This is a genomic window from Streptomyces phaeoluteigriseus (assembly GCF_001896135.2).
GTDB classification, from domain to species: domain Bacteria; phylum Actinomycetota; class Actinomycetes; order Streptomycetales; family Streptomycetaceae; genus Streptomyces; species Streptomyces phaeoluteigriseus.
The window spans coordinates 994,218-1,009,288 of sequence record NZ_MPOH02000019.1 but is presented as its reverse complement, the minus strand read 5'-3'; the positions used below and the strand labels follow the sequence as shown (position 1 = coordinate 1,009,288).

Genomic DNA, 15,071 nt, shown 5'->3' with positions numbered 1-15,071 from the left:
CCGCAGCCTGTATGACCTCCACCCGCTGCGTGATCGCAGGGCGGGCGGGGTGGGGGTCAGGCTTCGGTGGGGGGTGCCGGGCGGGTGGCGGGGACGGCTCCGTAGCCCATCTGGCTCGGGGTGTCGCCGTCCTGGCCGTAGACCTGGACCTGGTAGTGGGAGACGGTTCCGGACGGTGCGGTGGTGTCCAGGTAGGACATGGCGGTGCCGGGCAGGGTCGACGTCAGCTCGTCCCACACCTGGGTGGCCGGGTTCCAGCGCTGCACCGCGACCGAGGAGGGTGCCGGGCACCACTCGTTCTGGCAGGTCCACTTCCAGGTGAGCAGCACACCGTCCGCGGAGCCGCTCGCGGCCAGCGTCATGGAGGCGCCGTAGCCGTCGCCCGCCCACGGCAGGACCGCGGCCTCGGAGCGCACGCCGGCGGCGTCCACGGCCACGACCGCGTAGTAGGCGTTGGAAGAGGGCGAGGGGGCGGCGGTGTCCGTGAGGGTGGTGCCCGTCACGGGCTGGTCCTGGACCCGTGTGCCCGGGTTGGCGGCGTCGCCCCAGTACCGGTAGACCAGGTAGCCGGTCGCGCCGGGCACGGGCTGCCAGGACAGCGCCGCGTGGTCGCCGTCCTGCCGCGCGGCCAGTCCCGCGGGCCGGTCGGGACGCTCGGTGCCCTCCGGGTACGGGCGTACCGCGCACGTGTCCTCGGAGAGGCCCGAGCGGTCCCCCGCCGCGTTGACGGCGACGGTCCGGTAACAGGAGGGCACTCCGGCCGGTGCTCCGGTGTCCGTCCAGTCCGGGGAGGCCGTCGCGGGGATGTCGGCGGTCTTGAGGTACTCGGCGTCCGTCTCGGTGCGGCGCCAGATCTCGTAGCGGGCCGCCACGGGGTCGTTGACCGGCCAGGTCAGCCGGATGCCGTCGGTGGTGCCCGTCGCGGCCGGCATCTCGGGCGTCTGGGGGGCGGGAGTGGGCTCGTCGGAGACGTCGACCCAGATCGGGTCGCTGTAGCCGCCCACGAAGTTGCGCACCGTCAGGCAGTAACGGGCCATGCGCCACGGGCTGGTGTCGACGTAGTGGGAGTCCGCCGTGTGGAAGGTGTCGACGCTCGCGCACGGGCTGCCGTACGTCGTGCGGTACAGGTAGTAGAGGTAGACCTCCGAGGCCGGGGAGTCGTCCCAGTCGAGGAGGATGCCGCCGTCGACGCGGGTGGCGGTCAGTCCGGTGGGCGTGGACGGCTTGGGCGCCGGCGGGGGCAGCCGCTTCAGCCGGACCACGGTGCCGGAGGAGCGGTTGCCCAACTGGTCCACCGCGACGACCCGGTAGTACGGGGTGGCGTCGGCGGCGACGGGCCCGTCGGTGAGGGTGCAGCGGACCTGCTCGTCGGTGCCGGGCACGGCGGCGCACTGGGGTGTGCGGGGGCTTCCGGAGTTGGTGAACGGGCCGTCGGGGCTGTCGCCGCGGGTGACCTGGTAGCCGGCGAAGTCCTGGTCGTAGCCGGGCCAGCCGTTGGTAATCCAGGTCAGGGTGGCGGTGGTGCCGCCGTCGGGTGCGGTGACCTCGGGCGCGGCGGGTGCGGCGGGGCCGGTGGTGTCCGGCGGTAGCGGGCGGCTGACGGCGACCGGCTCGGTCCACGCCGAGTACGCGCGCGGTGTGTCGGCGTCGACGGCCTTGCCGACGGCGCGCACCCGGTAGTGCCGGGTACTGCCCACGGGCAGGGAGGTGTCGGTGAACTGCGACGAGGTGAGGGGCGCGTCGCCGCCGACGCGCAGGGTCCAGGGGCCGGACGCCGAGGTGGCGGACTGCACCTGGTAGCCGGTGGTCAGGCCGTGGGTGGGGCTGCCGACCGGGTTGTCGGCCCAGTCCAGCGCGGCGTTGTCACCGCTCAGCTCACCCTGGAGCCCGGTGGGCTGCCGCGGCGGGTACAGACCTGTGTCGGGGCGGAGCGCGGAGGCGACGGTCCGGGCGTACTCACCGGACTCGGTGGTGGCCGAAGTGGACTCGTTGCCGGCGGTGTCGACGGCCGTGACCCGGTAGTACGCGGTGACGCCGATCGGGGCTTGCTTGTCGGCGTGGAAGTTGTCCTGGACCACTCGGGCGTCGGCGCTTCGGATCCTGGTCCAGGGGCCGCCGGGGGCGGTGGCACGGTAGACGTGGTAGCCGGCGAAGGTGTCCTGGGTGCTGAAATCGTCGTCCCAACTCGGGCCCCAGCTCAGGTGGTTCTCGCCCAGGTCGTCCTCGGGGTCGGCCACGCCGTTGTCGTTGAGATCGATGTCGCCGTAGCCGTCGGCGCCCAGGACGTCCGGGGCCTTCGGCGGGGTGGTGTCGGCGGGTACGGCCGAGACGTCGGCGGAGGCGCGGGACTGGTTGCCTGCGCGGTCCACGGCGGTGACGGCGAACCAGTACCTGGTGCCGTTGCGCAGCCCGGTCGAGGTGAGCGCGCTGCCGGTGAGCGGAGCGGAGCCACTGATCCGGTGGGCGGTGTCGATCGCCACGGGGGTGCTCGTGGAGCGGTAGACCCGGTAACCGGCCAGGTCGGCCTCGGCGTTGCGGGCCCAGCTGACGGTGGCCCGGCCGTCACCGCGCACGCCTTCACGGCGGCGGGGGCCAACGGGGCGGTCCTGTCCGGGGTGGTCGGGGCAAGGCTGACGGCGACGTTGGCCGAGCCCGTGACAGCCGCGTAGTCGACCCGGAGGGTGTGCGTCCCGGCGGGCACGGTCACCTTGACGCTCGCTCGCTGGGTGGAGGCGTAGTCGCGCCACAGGTTGACGTATCGCTTGCCGTCGATCCACACCCGGACGCCGTCCTGGGCCGCGGTCGTCAGCAGGAAGGGGCCGCCACCGCCGAAGTTCCGGCGCATCGTCCAGCGGACCCCGAAGCGGTCGTTGGGCAGGGATATCCCGGCGGGGTGGCCCCTGCCCCAGCTCTCGTTGACGGAGGCGTCGCACAGTGACTTGCGGGGTGTGCCCGTGAGTGTGGTGTTGGGGTAGTAGTCGGCCTTCCACACTCCGGCGGAGCAGGTCACGGACGCGACCGGCGTCACGTCCGGCCGGGCCTGGGCCGGGGTCGGGGGCTGCACGGTACCGGCGACGAGCGCGGCTCCGGCGGCGGCGGTGACCGGCCACAACAGCCGGTGCGGCGGCCGGACACGGGACTGCGGGGGAACGGGTCTGCCCATACGGGGCGTCATCCTTCCTCAGGCCCGGCACCCCACCTGCGGCAGCACGGCTCGGGTGGTCCACCGGGTGATCGATCTCGGCTTGGCGATGATGGCATGCGAACAGACGTTCGCGGGCGAAATCGTGCGGAACGCCTACCGAAGCGGTCGTCCTACCGAGCTGGACCCCGCCGAACCCCAACCCGCCGAAGCGACTTCCGCCGAACCGACTTCCTCCTCACCGGAACCGGACCCCGCCCGAACCGGACCCGCCACAGCGACTCCGCCGAACCGGATCCGCCTGCCCGCCGACTCCCGGGCGGAGACGGCCGTCTCCGTCAGAGCGCAGGACATCACCCCAGGGGTCATGGCGGTGACCGCCGACGTGGAGGAGAGTTGCCCTCCAGGATCCGTCGAGTGGGGGCACGATGCCGGAGATCGCACTCTCGTCCGGGCCGATCGACTACCAGGACACCGGCGGCACGGGGCCGGTCCTGGTGTTCGGACACGGGCTGCCGATGAACGAGACGCAGTGGCGCAAGGTCGTACCGCTGCTGGACGCGTCGTTCAGCAGGATGCTCGCCCGCATGGTCGCCGCCCGTGAGGCCCAGGAACGGCTGGTGCACGACGCCGCCCACGAGCTGCGGACCCCCCTGACCAGCCTCCTGGCCAACGCCACCGTGCTGCACCGGGTCACCGAACTGTCCCCCGACTCCCGCGACCGGCTCCTCCATGACGTCCAGGACGAGACGCGTGAACTCGGTCACCTCGTCGACGAACTCGTCGAACTGGCCCTGGAGGGCGCCCGCGAGGAGGCCGAGGAACCCGTGGACCTGGCCGAGGTGACCCGCCGCGCGGCGCAACATGTGCACCGGCGCACCGGCCGCCTGGTCCACGTCGACGCCGATGACTGCGTGGTACGCGGCCGCCCCCAGGGACTGGAACGCGCGGTGGGCAATCTGCTGGAGAACGCCGCCAAGTTCGACGCCGACGGCGACGAGCCCGTCCTGGTACGGGTCCGGCAGGGCTCGGTCACCGTCCTCGACCGGGGCCCCGGCATCGCCGACGCCGACGTCCGGCGCGTGTTCGACCGCTTCTACCGGGCCGACGGCGCTCGGCCGTTGCCCGGCTCCGGACTCGGCCTCGCCATCGTCCACGACGTCGCCGAGGCCCACGGGGGAACCGTGTCCGCCGGCGCGCGACCCGGTGGCGGCGCCACGGTGGGCTTCACCGTGAGCCGGTCGCGGCTGTTGCGGTGACTCCCGTGCACGGCACGTGGCGGTCACCGAATGAGCCGGTCCCGGCCGTTGCGGCGACTTCCCGTGCATACGGCACCCGGCGGACACCCGTGAACCGGTCCCCTCCGTTGCGATGACTTCCCGTGCACACGACACGCGGCGGTCGTCAGCGGGTCTGCAGCCATACCGCCAGCAGGCCGACCACCGCGGTGCCGGCGCCGTAGCACGCGCCGCGGAGGAACTGGTCGGCCGCGATGCGGCGGCGGCGGGAGAGCCACCGGGTGATGTCGCTCGTCGCCCGGCGGCAGCGCGCGGCCGTGACGGACAGTCGCCGTCCGACGGCTTCCCGCCGGGGCGGCTCCATGGGGCGCCCCGACCGGGCGCGCCGTGACCTCATGGCTGCTGCACCTGCCCTTCTTCGGAGAGGGTCATCGCGCCGCGAGGGCCGGAACCGACGGGTGGGCGGCCTGGGCGGGGCGGAGCGGGCGGAAGGTGACCCGGCCGTCGGCGTCGACGCGGACGCCGTGCACGGCGGGTTCGGGCAGGCTGTTGTAGTGGAAGGGCGTGGAGAAGTAGTACGCCCCGGTGTCCGGTACGACGACGAGGTCGCCGGTGTCGAGGAGGGGCAGCGTGCGGTCGCGGGCCAGCAGGTCGCCGGCGAAGCAGCAGGGGCCGGCGATGTCCTGGGCCACGGGCGGGCTGTTCTTGGCGTTGCCACCGGGGTCGTAGGCCTCGATCCGCAGAGGCCAGGCGTCGGGGGCGAACACCGTACGGGTGGCGACCTGGGCGCCGGCGTGGGTGATCGCGATGGGGCGGCCGCCGACGGTCTTGGTGTACTCGACGTACGCGGCCATGAAGCCGTTCTTGGCCAGGACGGAGCGGCCGAACTCGGTGACGATCTCGTAGTCGCCGGAGAACAGGGCGGGCGCGTGCTCGCGCAGGCGGTCCACGTAGGTGTCGAAGCCGGGGGTCGTCTCGTCGCTGTCGAAATTGACCGGCAGGCCTCCCCCGATGTCGATGCCGGTGACCTGCCGTCGGCCGAGACGGGCGTTGATCTCCTCGGCGAACGCGACCGCCTTCGCGATGCCCGCGGCGATCAGGTCCAGGGGGCAGCCCTGCGAGCCGACGTGGGTGTGCACCCAGGTGAGCCAGGGGCGGTCCCGGTACGCCTGGAACAGGCGCTCACGGTTGCCTTCGTCCTCCAGCGGGATGCCGAACTTGGAGGTCGCGGTGGCCGTGCTCATGGCGCTGATCGAGCCGCCGCCGACCTGCGGGTTGACGCGTACGCCGAGCCGCGAGCCGGAGGGGCGGGTCGCGAGGATCTCGTCGATCCGCTCGAGTTCCTGGAAGCTGTCCGCGTTCACGGTGACTCCCAGGCCCAGTGCCCGAACGAGTTCCGCCCGGGTCTTGGCCGGGGAGTCGAACACGATGTCCGCCGGGGCGAAGCCGGCCTCCAGGGCCTGGGCCAGCTCGCCGGCGCTGGCGACCTCGCAGCCCATGCCGTTGCGGCGCAGTTCTTCGAGGACGGGGACCAGGCAGTTCGCCTTGGCGGCGAAGGCGTGCAGGACCTGGAGGGAGCCGGGGAACGCGGTCCGCAGGGAGGCGACCGTCCCGTCGACGCCGTCGAGGTCGACGAACCCGGCCAGCAGTGCCGACTCCGGGTCCAGGAGTCCCTGCCGTACGGCTGCTCGCAGTATCCGTTCACGCCGGTCGGCCTTGTTCTCGGCCTGCGTGGAAACACTCATCGCGCACCTTCCCGGAGCCCTGGGTCTCGACCGCGCACGGTTGCCGTGCGGCGGACCACCAGACTCCCTCCGGGGCGGGGCGGGCGTCTTCGTCGGGAGTTCCGGTGTTCCGGCCCACGGTTCTCGCCCTGGGGCGAAACCGCGCGGTGGGGCGGTCACCGTCGTGCGCGGGCACGAAGGAACCGTCCCTTCATCGTGACGGCGCCCGAAGGCTCACGCCTGGCGGCCGCCGTGCTCCAGCAGGCGCAGTTGGAGCTGGGCGAGGAGACGGGCGTCCGGGCTGCGCAGGTCGAGCCCGGAGACCTCGGTGAGCCGGCTGATGCGGTGCCGCAGGCTGTTCGCGTGCACGCCCAGCGCCCGTGCGGTGTCCGGGACATGACCGAAGTGATCGAGGTACGCGCGCAGGGTCTCCACCATCGTGCCGCCGCCGTGCCCGGCGTCGTACGCCACGAGTCGCGCCACGGGCGTGTCCGGTGCCGCCCCCGCCCCTGACCCCGTCCCCGTCAGCGTGTCCAGCATCTGGTTCAGGGCGATCGTCTCGGCCACCTCGCTCGCGAAGGCGACGGTGCGGTGCTCCCCCGGCGAGAGCAGGGCCCGCAGGGCCAGGTCCGCCGACCGGCGGGACTCGGGCAGGTCCGTCAGGGTGCCGACCACCGTGCCCAGGCCGATCCTCGCGTCCGGCCCGAACGTGTCGGTCACCTGCCGGACCAGCGCCGTCCCCAGCTGGGAGACCTGTTCGACGGCCCGCCGGGGGTCCCGGTGCAGCGCGCCCAGCAGGATCAGGGCGCCCCGGTCGACCGGCAGGACGACCGGGGTGACGTCGTACGCGCCGCAGCACACCGCGAGCAGGGCGCACAGCTTCCCGGCCGTCTCCCCCGCCCCGTCGTCCCCCTTGCGGGAGGCCCCGGGGCGTACCGCCAGGACGGCGCAGTGCCCGTGGGCCGGTATCCCGGTGCGTTCGGTCAGTACGGCGGCGGAGCCGCGTCCGTCGAGGAGCGCGCGGGCCGCGTCCTCGGCCAGCCGGGCGTCCGTGCGGTGGGACCGGTGGTGCAGCAGGTGCGCGGCGGCCACCCGTGCCGCCGACCGCAGGGTGTCGGAGGCGTGCGGCGGGAGGTCGGCGCCCGCGGCCGCCACCCAGATCGATCCCAGGACCTCACCGCCCGCGCGGACGGCCACCACCAGGCGTTCGGGGTTCTCCCCGTGGGCCGGCCGGTGGATGACGTCACCGGAACCCCACAGGGCGCGGAAGAATCCGGCCTCCCGCATGGCGGAGACCCGCCACTCCGGCACCCGGCGGCCGAGGATCGTCAGGCGGCGCAGCTCGTCCACGTCCTCCTTCGTCGACGAGTACGCCAGGACCCGGGACTCCAGGTCCTCGATCGTGACCGCACCGCCGACCAGGACCGCGACCGCGTCGGCCAGGCCGTTCAGATCGCCCGGCGTCACGGCGGACGCGGCCGGATCGGCGGGGACTCCGGCCAGGACCAGACCGGCCCGCAGCGCACCCACCAGCTCGGTCCAGCCGAACCATGCCGTACGGAACAGCAGCGCCGTACCGGCGGCCTCGGCGGCCGACCGCAGCGCGTCCGGGGGCCGCCCGGACCTGCCCTGGCCGAGGACCACCGCGGCCGCGCCCGACCGGGCGGCATCGCGGACGACGTCGAGGGCTGCGGCCGACTGCGGGTCCACGCCCACCGCGAGCAGCAGCTGCCCCCGCGACAGCGCCGGCTCCAGCGGGTCCAGGACCGTGACCCCCTCGACCACGACCGCCAGGCCGCGCGGAGCCACGCACAGCTCCAGCGCCCCGGCCCCCATGACCGACAGCAGTTTTTCCAGCGTCGGCCCCGGTGCGGCGTCGTCCCCCGGCCCGCCCATGGCGTTCAGCGCCATCCGGCCCCCCTCTTCGCGTCGGCACGGCATGTGACGCTGAGTGTAGGAGGCGTCACGGGAGCGGGTCAGGGGAACGGGCTCGCCGGACGTGCGGTTCAGGCCGCCGCCTCGGCCCCGGCCGCCGCCGACGCCTCGGGCCGCTCCGGTACGACGCGGCGGCGGCGGGTCGGCAGGAGCATGGTGGGGTTGGCCACTCCCCAGGCCGCGCCCTTGCAGATCAGTTCCTTGTAGAGGGCGGCGGTGCGTCCGGTCAGGGCCGCTCCGACGGCTCGGTCGTCGGCGGTGACGTACTGGATCAGGCCCTGCCTGCGGCCCAGGGAGATGCACTGGTTGAAGTAGCGCAGGGGCACCTCGGGGACCTTGCCGCCGGTGAGGCGGGCCGCGATGGCGTCGGCGGCCTGCCAGGCGGTGGGGACGCCCGAGGCGCAGGACATGCGCAGGGGCTTGTCGGCGGGGCCCGTGACCCTGGCCGCGTCACCGATGGCGTACACGTCCGGGTGGGAGACCGAGCGCATGGTCCGGTCGACGACGATCTGGCCGGAGTCGGTGACCTCCAGGGCGCTGGCCCGCGCGATCGGGTGGACGGCGAAGCCGGTGGTCCACACGGTGACCGCGGCCGGGACGGTGCCGCCGTCGGCGGTGGTGACGTGGTCGGCGGCGACGCCGGTGACGGCGGTGTGCTCGTGGACGGTGATGCCGAGGCCGTCGACGACCTTCCGCAGGTGGCGGCGGCCCTTGGGCGACAGCCAGTCGCCGAGCGTGCCGCGGGCGGCGAGGGCCACGTCGAGGTCCGGGCGGGCCTCGGCGATCTCGGTCGCGGCCTCCAGGCCGGTGAGGCCGCCGCCGACCACGACCACGGGCTGTCCGGCGGCCAGGCGGGCCAGGCGCTCGCGCAGCCGGAGTGCTCCGGGGCGGCCGGCGATCTCGTGGGCGTGCTCGGCGGTACCGGGGACGCCCTGGGGGTTCCAGCCGCTGCCGAGGGCGTACACGAGGGTGTCGTACTCCAGTTCCTCCACGCCGCTCGGGCCGGCGTCGGTGCCGGTGACGGCCACCGTCTTGCGGTCGACGTCCACGGCGGTGACCTTCGCGAGCTTCAGCCGTACGCCGGTGCCCGCGAACATCTCGTCGAAGGGACGGGGCTTGAGGTCCTGGCCGGTGGCGAGCTGGTGCATCCGGACGCGCTCGACGAAGTCGGGCTCGGCGTTGACGAGGGTGATGGTGACGTCTTCGCGGTGCAGCCGCCTGGCGAGGCGCCCGGCGGCGATGGCTCCGGCGTATCCGGCTCCGAGGACGATGACGCGCTGCTGCATCTCCATGCTCCTGTCTTGGGCGGGTTCGCCACTTGAACCGGGCGGCCCCGCGTTTCCTGACAGGAACACGATGTGAAGCAGCTCACATCGGCATCAGAAGGGGGTGAATCGACATCAGAAGGGGGTGAGGAGCGGCTCGCCGTGGTCGGTGGCCGCCCAGACCCGCGTCGCGCGCTCGAGCTTGTCGGGGTTGACCTGGTTGCGGAACGCGGCGATGCCCTCGGGCGTGATCTCCAGGCACATGACGCCGATGACGCGGCCGTCGAGGACGGCCACGAGGGCTGGTTCGCCGTTGGCGGTCGTGGCGTACATCCCGGGCGAGCCGCCGACCAGGTCGCGCTTGGCCTTGCCGGGCTTGAACAGGCCGCGCATGAACTTCGCGACCGCGAGCGCGCCCTCGAACGCCCTGGCGCGGGCCGGCACCTTCCCGCCGCCGTCACCGATCGAGACGGCGTCCTGGGTGAGCAGCCGCACGAGCGGCTCGGTCCGGCCGCTGGTCGCGGCGGCGAGGAACTCGTCGACGATCCGCCGGGCGGCGGCCTCGTCGATCTCGCTGCGGGCCTTGCCCTGGGCGACGTGCTTCTTGGCCCGGTGGAACAACTGCTGGCTGGCGGCCTCGGTGAGGTCGAGGATCTCGGCGATCTCCCGGTGCGGGTAGTCGAAGGCCTCCTTCAGCACGTACACCGCCCGCTCGTTGGGGGAGAGCCGCTCCAGCAGCGTGAGGACCGCGTACGACACCGACTCGCGCTGTTCGGCGGTGTCGGCGGGGCCGAGCATCGGGTCCCCGGCGAGCAGCGGCTCGGGGAGCCACTGGCCGACGTAGGTCTCGCGCCGGGCGCGGGCCGAGGTCAGCTGGTTGAGGCACAGGTTGGTGAGGACCTTCGTCAGCCAGGCCTCGGGGACCTCGATGCGGTCGACGTCGGTGGCCTGCCAGCGCAGGAACGTCTCCTGTACGGCGTCCTCGGCCTCGCTCGCCGAGCCGAGGAGCCGATAGGCGATGACCTCCAGGCGGCGCCTGGAGGCCTCGAACCGATCCACGTCGTTCACGGTCAGGGCCATGGCCCGGATCCTAACTCTCCCGGACCAGGAGGAGGCAGAGCCGTGGCGCCGGACGGTGCGTGAGACGGCGAGGAGGGCGAGGGGCGGCATAGGCTGCGAGGAGCGGGCCGTACGTCGTCGAGCGCGCGGCACACACGTACGGGAGGTCCGGGTGGATCAGGAGCCGTTGCCCTCGGAGGGGTTCGCCGAGGTCCGTATCGTCGCGGCCACGCCCGACACCGCGCGCCGCGTCGCCGAGGTGCTGCGCCGCTGCTTCGCCTCGGCCGAGCAGCGCAGTTATCCGGCCGGTACCGGGGGCGGCACCCGGCTGCATCTCACCATCGACACCGCGCAGGCCGCGGGGCCCGCCCGGTCCTGGCTGTCGACCAGCGAGTCCTCCCCGGAGGGCCCCGCGCACACGGACGAGGTGTGAGCGCCTGTCCTCAGGGCTCGAGGATCAGCACGTGCCAGGGCGCGGCGGGCAGCGGCTCGTCGCCGGCGTCCCCCTCGACGTAGCGCCATCCCCACCCCAGCATCGCCTTCAGCGTCCCGGCGTCGGTGCGGCTCACCAGCGTGACGCCGCGCTCGCGTCGTGGTCGGCGAGCAGCCGCCGCTGGAGCCGCCGGGCGAGATTCCAGTCGCGGCCCTGGTGACGCGTGCGCACGGCGGGCTGGACGACGATCCGGGAGACGGCGAACAGCCGCCCGGAGGCGGCGAGGCGGCGCAGATCCGCCGGCACCTGCCCGTGCGGGCTCAGACCCCGCCACCAGGCCCCGTGGTCGTCCACCGCGAAGCCGTAGGCGCAGGCGGTGAGCACGGTGGTCTCGGCTATCAGCAGCGCGAACCCCGGCCGTCGTACGTCGCCGGAGAGCCCCCGCAAGAACGCGTCCCGGTCCCGCTCCCTCGCCCACGGCTTGCCGCCGGAGCTGTCCGCGTAGAGATCGCCCAACTCCTGGAGCCGGTCCTCGACCTGACTGCGGCTCAGGGCGCGGACGCGGTCGGCCTCCCAGGGGGACGGGTCCTGGTCCCGCTGTGTCGGGCCCGGCCTGCGGTCGGGTAGGGGTTCGGTGGGCCACCGGTGGGCACCGGGCCGCGCGGGCTCCGGGGTCGTCGGCCGGCCGGGCACGTTCACGGTCATGGGGCGAGCCCTGCTCCGGGCACGGACGGATCCGGTCCGGTGTCGTCGGTCACCGGGAACGGCAGCGGCGGGCGGCCGGTGCACGAGATACTCCCGGCTCCTTCACGGTACTCCAGCCCGTGACCGCCCCCCGTTAACCGAACACCCGTTCGACAAGTCGGCCCCGGACAGTCCTGGTGGCGTACCGTGGGGGTATCGGGAGTTCTCCGTACGCCGCCTCCGCGCCGGCGTCGTTCCCGGTGCACCACTGCATCGGACCACCGCTCGGCGGCCCGGGGACAGGGAACGCGACATGAACGCGCCCACCGACCACACCCGTCCGGCCGATCAGCCCCTCCCCGCTCCCCTCCTTCCTTCTCCTCTCCTTTCCTCCCCCTCGCCCGCCCTCGCCCTCGCTCCGTCCTCCTCCCTCCTCCCCGCCCCTCCGCGTCGCTCCGCGCGGGTCCGGTCCGCCCTGCGCCCGCAGGCGTCCGGCCGCCTCCTCAGGCTGCACCTCGCGCCCGAGAGCCCGGTGCCGCGCCGCGTCGACGGGGTCTGGTGGCCCCGCTCCGACGACCTCCTCGCCGAGCTTCCCGAGCTGCTCGCCGGACTGCCGCGCGCGTGGGGGGACATCGCCAGCGTCATGGTCAACGGCACGACGTGGGCCGGGGCGCCGGGCCGGATGCTCGTGTGCAACCAGGTCGTACGGCTGCGCAGGTCCACGGCGGCGCACGCACCCGACACCATCGTCCTGATGGCACCCGGCCAGGGGCGCCGCGATCTCCAGGTCGTACCGCCCGACACCACCGAGGAAGCGGCCGGGCCGCTCATGTCCGCATGACCGGCGGTCTCGTCCGAGGGCCCGGGGGACCGCCCGAGTGAGTGAAATCTTTGACCGGCCGGGCCCGATCGGCCCGTGCTACTGTCGATTTCAGTTGCCGTCACCGCCCGGTACCGGCACCGACCCGCACTTTCGCAACTGGGGCCCGCACCTTGGGGTGCGGGCCCCAGTTCGCTGTATTCCGGTGTTTCCGGGGGCGCGGCAGGTAACCACCACACCCCCACCGCTCACCCCTCCCCCTGTCGTTCCCGCTCCCCCGCTCTCCTGCTTCCCGTCTCCCCGGGTCAGTCCCTTCTCTTCGCTCTGTGAGGCAACATGCGCTGTGTCATCGCCCGGTACCCGTTCGACCTGACCAAGAGCGGGGTCCTGGCCTCCATGGCGGGCGTCACGCCCGAGCTGATCACCGGCGAGTCCGTCACCATCGGCCGCCGCCGCTACCCGGTCAAGCAGGTCGGCGAGATCGTCACCCGGCAGGACCGTCGTGACTTCAGCAGCGGCGAGGTCGTCCGGGCCATGCGCCGCCTCGGTTTCACCTGCCACGGCCTGCCCGAGGAGGCCGCGCCCGTGAGCGCCAGCACCCTCAGCCCCATGCAGTCCGCCTCGGAGATGCTCGGCGGCCCCGACCCGCGAGACGTGTAGCAGCGCACGGCACCACATGCCGGCGTCGTGCCCCACGGCCGCGTCCGCCCGGCCGCCGTGGAACTTCGACGGTCCGGCGGCCGTTGGCTGGATGACGCGTGATCCATGCGCGTCGGACCGGAACGACAGGGCTGAAGCCGAGGATGGCGCGCGTGGCGATGTGGGATCGGATCAAGGACCAGGCCAAGGGGCTCCAGCAGGCACAGGGTGCCCGAGGCACCGGTGGCCAGGGGCGACCGGCCTCGAGAGGGTCGGGCGCTTCGCGCGCCCAGCTGGTGGGCACGCTCAAGACGCAGCTCACCTCCCTCAAGACGGAGTTGAAGAGCGGCGCCTACCGTGACGCCAGCATGGCCATGTGCGCGCTGGTGGCCGCCGCCGACGGGCACGTTGACCCGGCCGAGCGACAGCACGTGGAATCGCTCATCCTGAACAACGACGTGCTCCAGAACTTCCCGTCCGAGCAACTGCGCCAGCGCTTCAACAAGCACGTCGACCGGCTGGCCTTCGACTTCCCCCAGGGCAAGGCGGAGGTTCTCCAGGAGATCGCCAAGGCCGCGAAGAAGCCGACGGAGGCCAGGGCCGTCATCCAGACCGGCTTCGTCATCGCGGGTGCGGACGGGTACGTCGCGCCGGCCGAGGAGCAGGTGCTGCGCGAGGCCTGCTCGGTCCTCGGCCTGTCGGCACAGGAGTTCGGTCTGTAGGGACCGGACGCACGGTCGGAGACCGGACGCACGGTCGGAGACCGGACACACGGTCAGGCACCGGACACGCGGTCAGGCACCGGACACGCGGTCAGGCACCGGATACACGGTCAGGCACCGGACGCACGCTCGGAGACCGGACAGACGGTCAGGGACCGGACACACGGTCAGGCTTCGGGGATCAGCGGCAAGGCCGTCGTGACCTCGAAGCCGCCCTCCGGGCGGGGGCCCAGGCGGAGTTCGCCGCCGATGGAGTGGGCGCGTTCGCGCATGCCCAGGATGCCGAAGCCGCGGCCCGGCGAGGTCGCGGGCGGCGCGGCGGTGGCCGGGCCGTCGTCGCTGACCGTGATCACCAGCCGCGACCCGGAGTACACCAGCCGCACGCGCGCCGACCGACTGCCCGCGTGCTTGGTCACGTTGGTGAGCGCCTCCTGCACGATCCGGAACGCGGTCAGATCCGCCCCCGGTGACAGCGGCCGGGGCTCCCCCTCGGTGGTGACCGTGACGGTCAACCCCGCCGACTCGCACGACGCGACCAGCTCGGGCAGACGGGCCAGGCCCGGTGCCGGTTCCAGCGGATCGGCGGCCGGGTCGTCGTTCTGGCGCAGCAGTCCCAGCGTGGCCTTCAGCTCGCGCAGCGCGGAGGACGTGGTGCCGGTCAGGTCGGTGAGGATCCTCTTCGTCTGCTCCGGGCGGGTGAGCGCCAGGTGGGCGGCCGTGCCTGCCTGGGCGTTGGCCAGCGCCAGATGGTGGGCGACGACGTCGTGCAGTTCACGCGCGATGCGCATGCGCTCCTCCGTGACGCGCAGCCTGGCCTCCTCCTCCCTCGTGCGTTCGGCGTGCTCGGCGCGGGCCTGCACCGCCTGGAGGTAGGCGCGCCGCAGCCGGGTCATGTTGCCGGCGGCGAGCGGCAGCATCAGCCAGAAGAACGGGCCGATCGTCCGGATCAGCAGCGAGAGTTCGTCCATGCTGTCGGAGAAGACGGCCGCGGCCGTCACCGCCACGGTCGTGGCGACGCCGAAGGCGCGGGTCGTCCCGGGGTCGGTGAGCATGGCCAGCCAGTAGAGCGCAGCCATGATCGGGGCCAGCAGCAACGGGGTGACCAGATACCCGAGCACGACCGCGATCACCGTGCAGACCGCGGTGACGACGACGGCGGTCCGCGGGTGGCTCCGGTACCGCAGCAGGGCGAGGCAGGAGACGCCCATGAGGGCGGTGCCGGACCCCCCGTGGTCGGGCGGGGGAATGCCGGGCAGGGTGAGGGAGCTGCCGAGGCTCGCGCAGCCCATCAGCGCGAGGACCACCGCCACGTCGATGAGCCGGGGGTGGCGGTCCGCGTACTTGCCGACATGTCCCGAGTACCTCTCGAGGCGGTCCTGGTAGCGCTCAAGGCTGCTGCTCATCGGGCAT

At 73.3% G+C, this 15,071-nt stretch carries 14 protein-coding genes and 1 pseudogene; 5 read left to right on the top strand and 10 right to left on the bottom strand.

The annotated features are described in order from the left end of the window. Positions 1-56 precede the first annotated feature (56 nt). Positions 57-2,573, bottom strand: a complete 2,517-nt coding sequence (locus BM536_RS43435; protein ID WP_245873914.1) for a fibronectin type III domain-containing protein — start codon at positions 2,571-2,573, stop codon at positions 57-59. 41 nt (positions 2,574-2,614) lie between these two features. Continuing rightward, a pseudogene (locus tag BM536_RS45075) lies at positions 2,615-3,163 on the bottom strand (PA14 domain-containing protein); the annotation flags it as partial. A 407-nt stretch (positions 3,164-3,570) separates the two neighbouring features. On the opposite strand from BM536_RS45075, the gene BM536_RS34260 reads away from it, so the two are divergent. Beyond that, positions 3,571-4,401 carry a sensor histidine kinase gene (locus tag BM536_RS34260; protein ID WP_245873913.1) on the top strand — a complete coding sequence of 277 codons (831 nt, stop codon included), beginning with the start codon at positions 3,571-3,573 and terminating at the stop codon, positions 4,399-4,401. A gap of 145 nt (positions 4,402-4,546) precedes the next feature. Here the strand turns inward: BM536_RS34260 and BM536_RS34255 are convergent, their stop codons facing one another. From BM536_RS34255 to sigJ, 5 genes are all read right to left on the bottom strand, one after another. Further along, entirely contained in the window at positions 4,547-4,777 is a 231-nt protein-coding gene (locus BM536_RS34255; RefSeq protein ID WP_143651034.1) for a hypothetical protein, read from the bottom strand. A gap of 31 nt (positions 4,778-4,808) precedes the next feature. Then, positions 4,809-6,125, bottom strand: coding sequence for a type III PLP-dependent enzyme domain-containing protein (locus tag BM536_RS34250; protein WP_079275028.1), 1,317 nt, complete (start codon positions 6,123-6,125; stop codon positions 4,809-4,811). 213 nt (positions 6,126-6,338) lie between these two features. Further along, positions 6,339-8,015: a helix-turn-helix domain-containing protein gene (locus tag BM536_RS34245; protein WP_094103870.1), complete on the bottom strand. Its 1,677-nt coding sequence runs from the start codon at positions 8,013-8,015 to the stop codon at positions 6,339-6,341. Positions 8,016-8,110: 95 nt separating this feature from the next. Continuing rightward, positions 8,111-9,325, bottom strand: coding sequence for an NAD(P)/FAD-dependent oxidoreductase (locus BM536_RS34240; RefSeq protein WP_094103869.1), 1,215 nt, complete (start codon positions 9,323-9,325; stop codon positions 8,111-8,113). Between the two features lie 114 nt (positions 9,326-9,439). Next, complete coding sequence (gene sigJ, locus BM536_RS34235) at positions 9,440-10,384, bottom strand: RNA polymerase sigma factor SigJ (protein ID WP_073493861.1); 945 nt, start codon at positions 10,382-10,384, stop codon at positions 9,440-9,442. Between the two features lie 151 nt (positions 10,385-10,535). Between sigJ and BM536_RS34230 the strand changes: the two genes are divergently transcribed. After that, the gene (locus tag BM536_RS34230) at positions 10,536-10,796 is read left to right on the top strand and encodes a hypothetical protein (RefSeq protein ID WP_073493863.1); all 261 of its coding nucleotides are present in this window, start codon (positions 10,536-10,538) and stop codon (positions 10,794-10,796) included. Between the two features lie 10 nt (positions 10,797-10,806). Here the strand turns inward: BM536_RS34230 and BM536_RS44095 are convergent, their stop codons facing one another. Both BM536_RS44095 and BM536_RS34225 read right to left on the bottom strand, forming a co-directional pair. Next, positions 10,807-10,932 carry a hypothetical protein gene (locus BM536_RS44095; RefSeq protein WP_281258611.1) on the bottom strand — a complete coding sequence of 42 codons (126 nt, stop codon included), beginning with the start codon at positions 10,930-10,932 and terminating at the stop codon, positions 10,807-10,809. Next, on the bottom strand, positions 10,929-11,501 hold the full coding sequence (locus BM536_RS34225; protein WP_245873912.1) for a hypothetical protein: 573 nt from the start codon (positions 11,499-11,501) through the stop codon (positions 10,929-10,931). Before BM536_RS34225 ends, BM536_RS44095 begins: the two co-directional genes overlap by 4 nt. A gap of 292 nt (positions 11,502-11,793) precedes the next feature. Here BM536_RS34225 and BM536_RS34220 point away from each other — a divergent pair, with 292 nt between their 5' ends. The 3 genes from BM536_RS34220 to BM536_RS34210 all read left to right on the top strand — a co-directional run bounded on the left by BM536_RS34220 (position 11,794) and on the right by BM536_RS34210 (position 13,661). Further along, the gene (locus BM536_RS34220; protein ID WP_245873911.1) at positions 11,794-12,321 is read left to right on the top strand and encodes a DUF5994 family protein; all 528 of its coding nucleotides are present in this window, start codon (positions 11,794-11,796) and stop codon (positions 12,319-12,321) included. A gap of 315 nt (positions 12,322-12,636) precedes the next feature. Beyond that, on the top strand, positions 12,637-12,960 hold the full coding sequence (locus BM536_RS34215) for an SCO5918 family protein (protein WP_073493866.1): 324 nt from the start codon (positions 12,637-12,639) through the stop codon (positions 12,958-12,960). Positions 12,961-13,112: 152 nt separating this feature from the next. Then, entirely contained in the window at positions 13,113-13,661 is a 549-nt protein-coding gene (locus BM536_RS34210; RefSeq protein WP_245873910.1) for a tellurite resistance TerB family protein, read from the top strand. Between the two features lie 167 nt (positions 13,662-13,828). On the opposite strand, the gene BM536_RS34205 is transcribed toward BM536_RS34210, so the two are convergent. Next, positions 13,829-15,064 (bottom strand): sensor histidine kinase, encoded by a 1,236-nt coding sequence (locus tag BM536_RS34205; protein ID WP_094103868.1) that lies wholly within the window; start codon positions 15,062-15,064, stop codon positions 13,829-13,831. Positions 15,065-15,071 lie beyond the last annotated feature (7 nt).

Bases quoted from the DNA above. Each gene is read 5' to 3' on its own strand.
- BM536_RS34260 (WP_245873913.1), top strand. From the start codon at position 3,571: ATGCCGGAGATCGCACTCTCGTCCGGGCCGATCGACTACCAGGACACC.
- BM536_RS34255 (WP_143651034.1), bottom strand. From the start codon at position 4,777: ATGAGGTCACGGCGCGCCCGGTCGGGGCGCCCCATGGAGCCGCCCCGG.
- BM536_RS34250 (WP_079275028.1), bottom strand. From the start codon at position 6,125: ATGAGTGTTTCCACGCAGGCCGAGAACAAGGCCGACCGGCGTGAACGG.
- BM536_RS34245 (WP_094103870.1), bottom strand. From the start codon at position 8,015: ATGGCGCTGAACGCCATGGGCGGGCCGGGGGACGACGCCGCACCGGGG.
- BM536_RS34240 (WP_094103869.1), bottom strand. From the start codon at position 9,325: ATGCAGCAGCGCGTCATCGTCCTCGGAGCCGGATACGCCGGAGCCATC.
- sigJ (WP_073493861.1), bottom strand. From the start codon at position 10,384: ATGGCCCTGACCGTGAACGACGTGGATCGGTTCGAGGCCTCCAGGCGC.
- BM536_RS34225 (WP_245873912.1), bottom strand. From the start codon at position 11,501: ATGACCGTGAACGTGCCCGGCCGGCCGACGACCCCGGAGCCCGCGCGG.
- BM536_RS34220 (WP_245873911.1), top strand. From the start codon at position 11,794: ATGAACGCGCCCACCGACCACACCCGTCCGGCCGATCAGCCCCTCCCC.
- BM536_RS34215 (WP_073493866.1), top strand. From the start codon at position 12,637: ATGCGCTGTGTCATCGCCCGGTACCCGTTCGACCTGACCAAGAGCGGG.
- BM536_RS34205 (WP_094103868.1), bottom strand. From the start codon at position 15,064: ATGAGCAGCAGCCTTGAGCGCTACCAGGACCGCCTCGAGAGGTACTCG.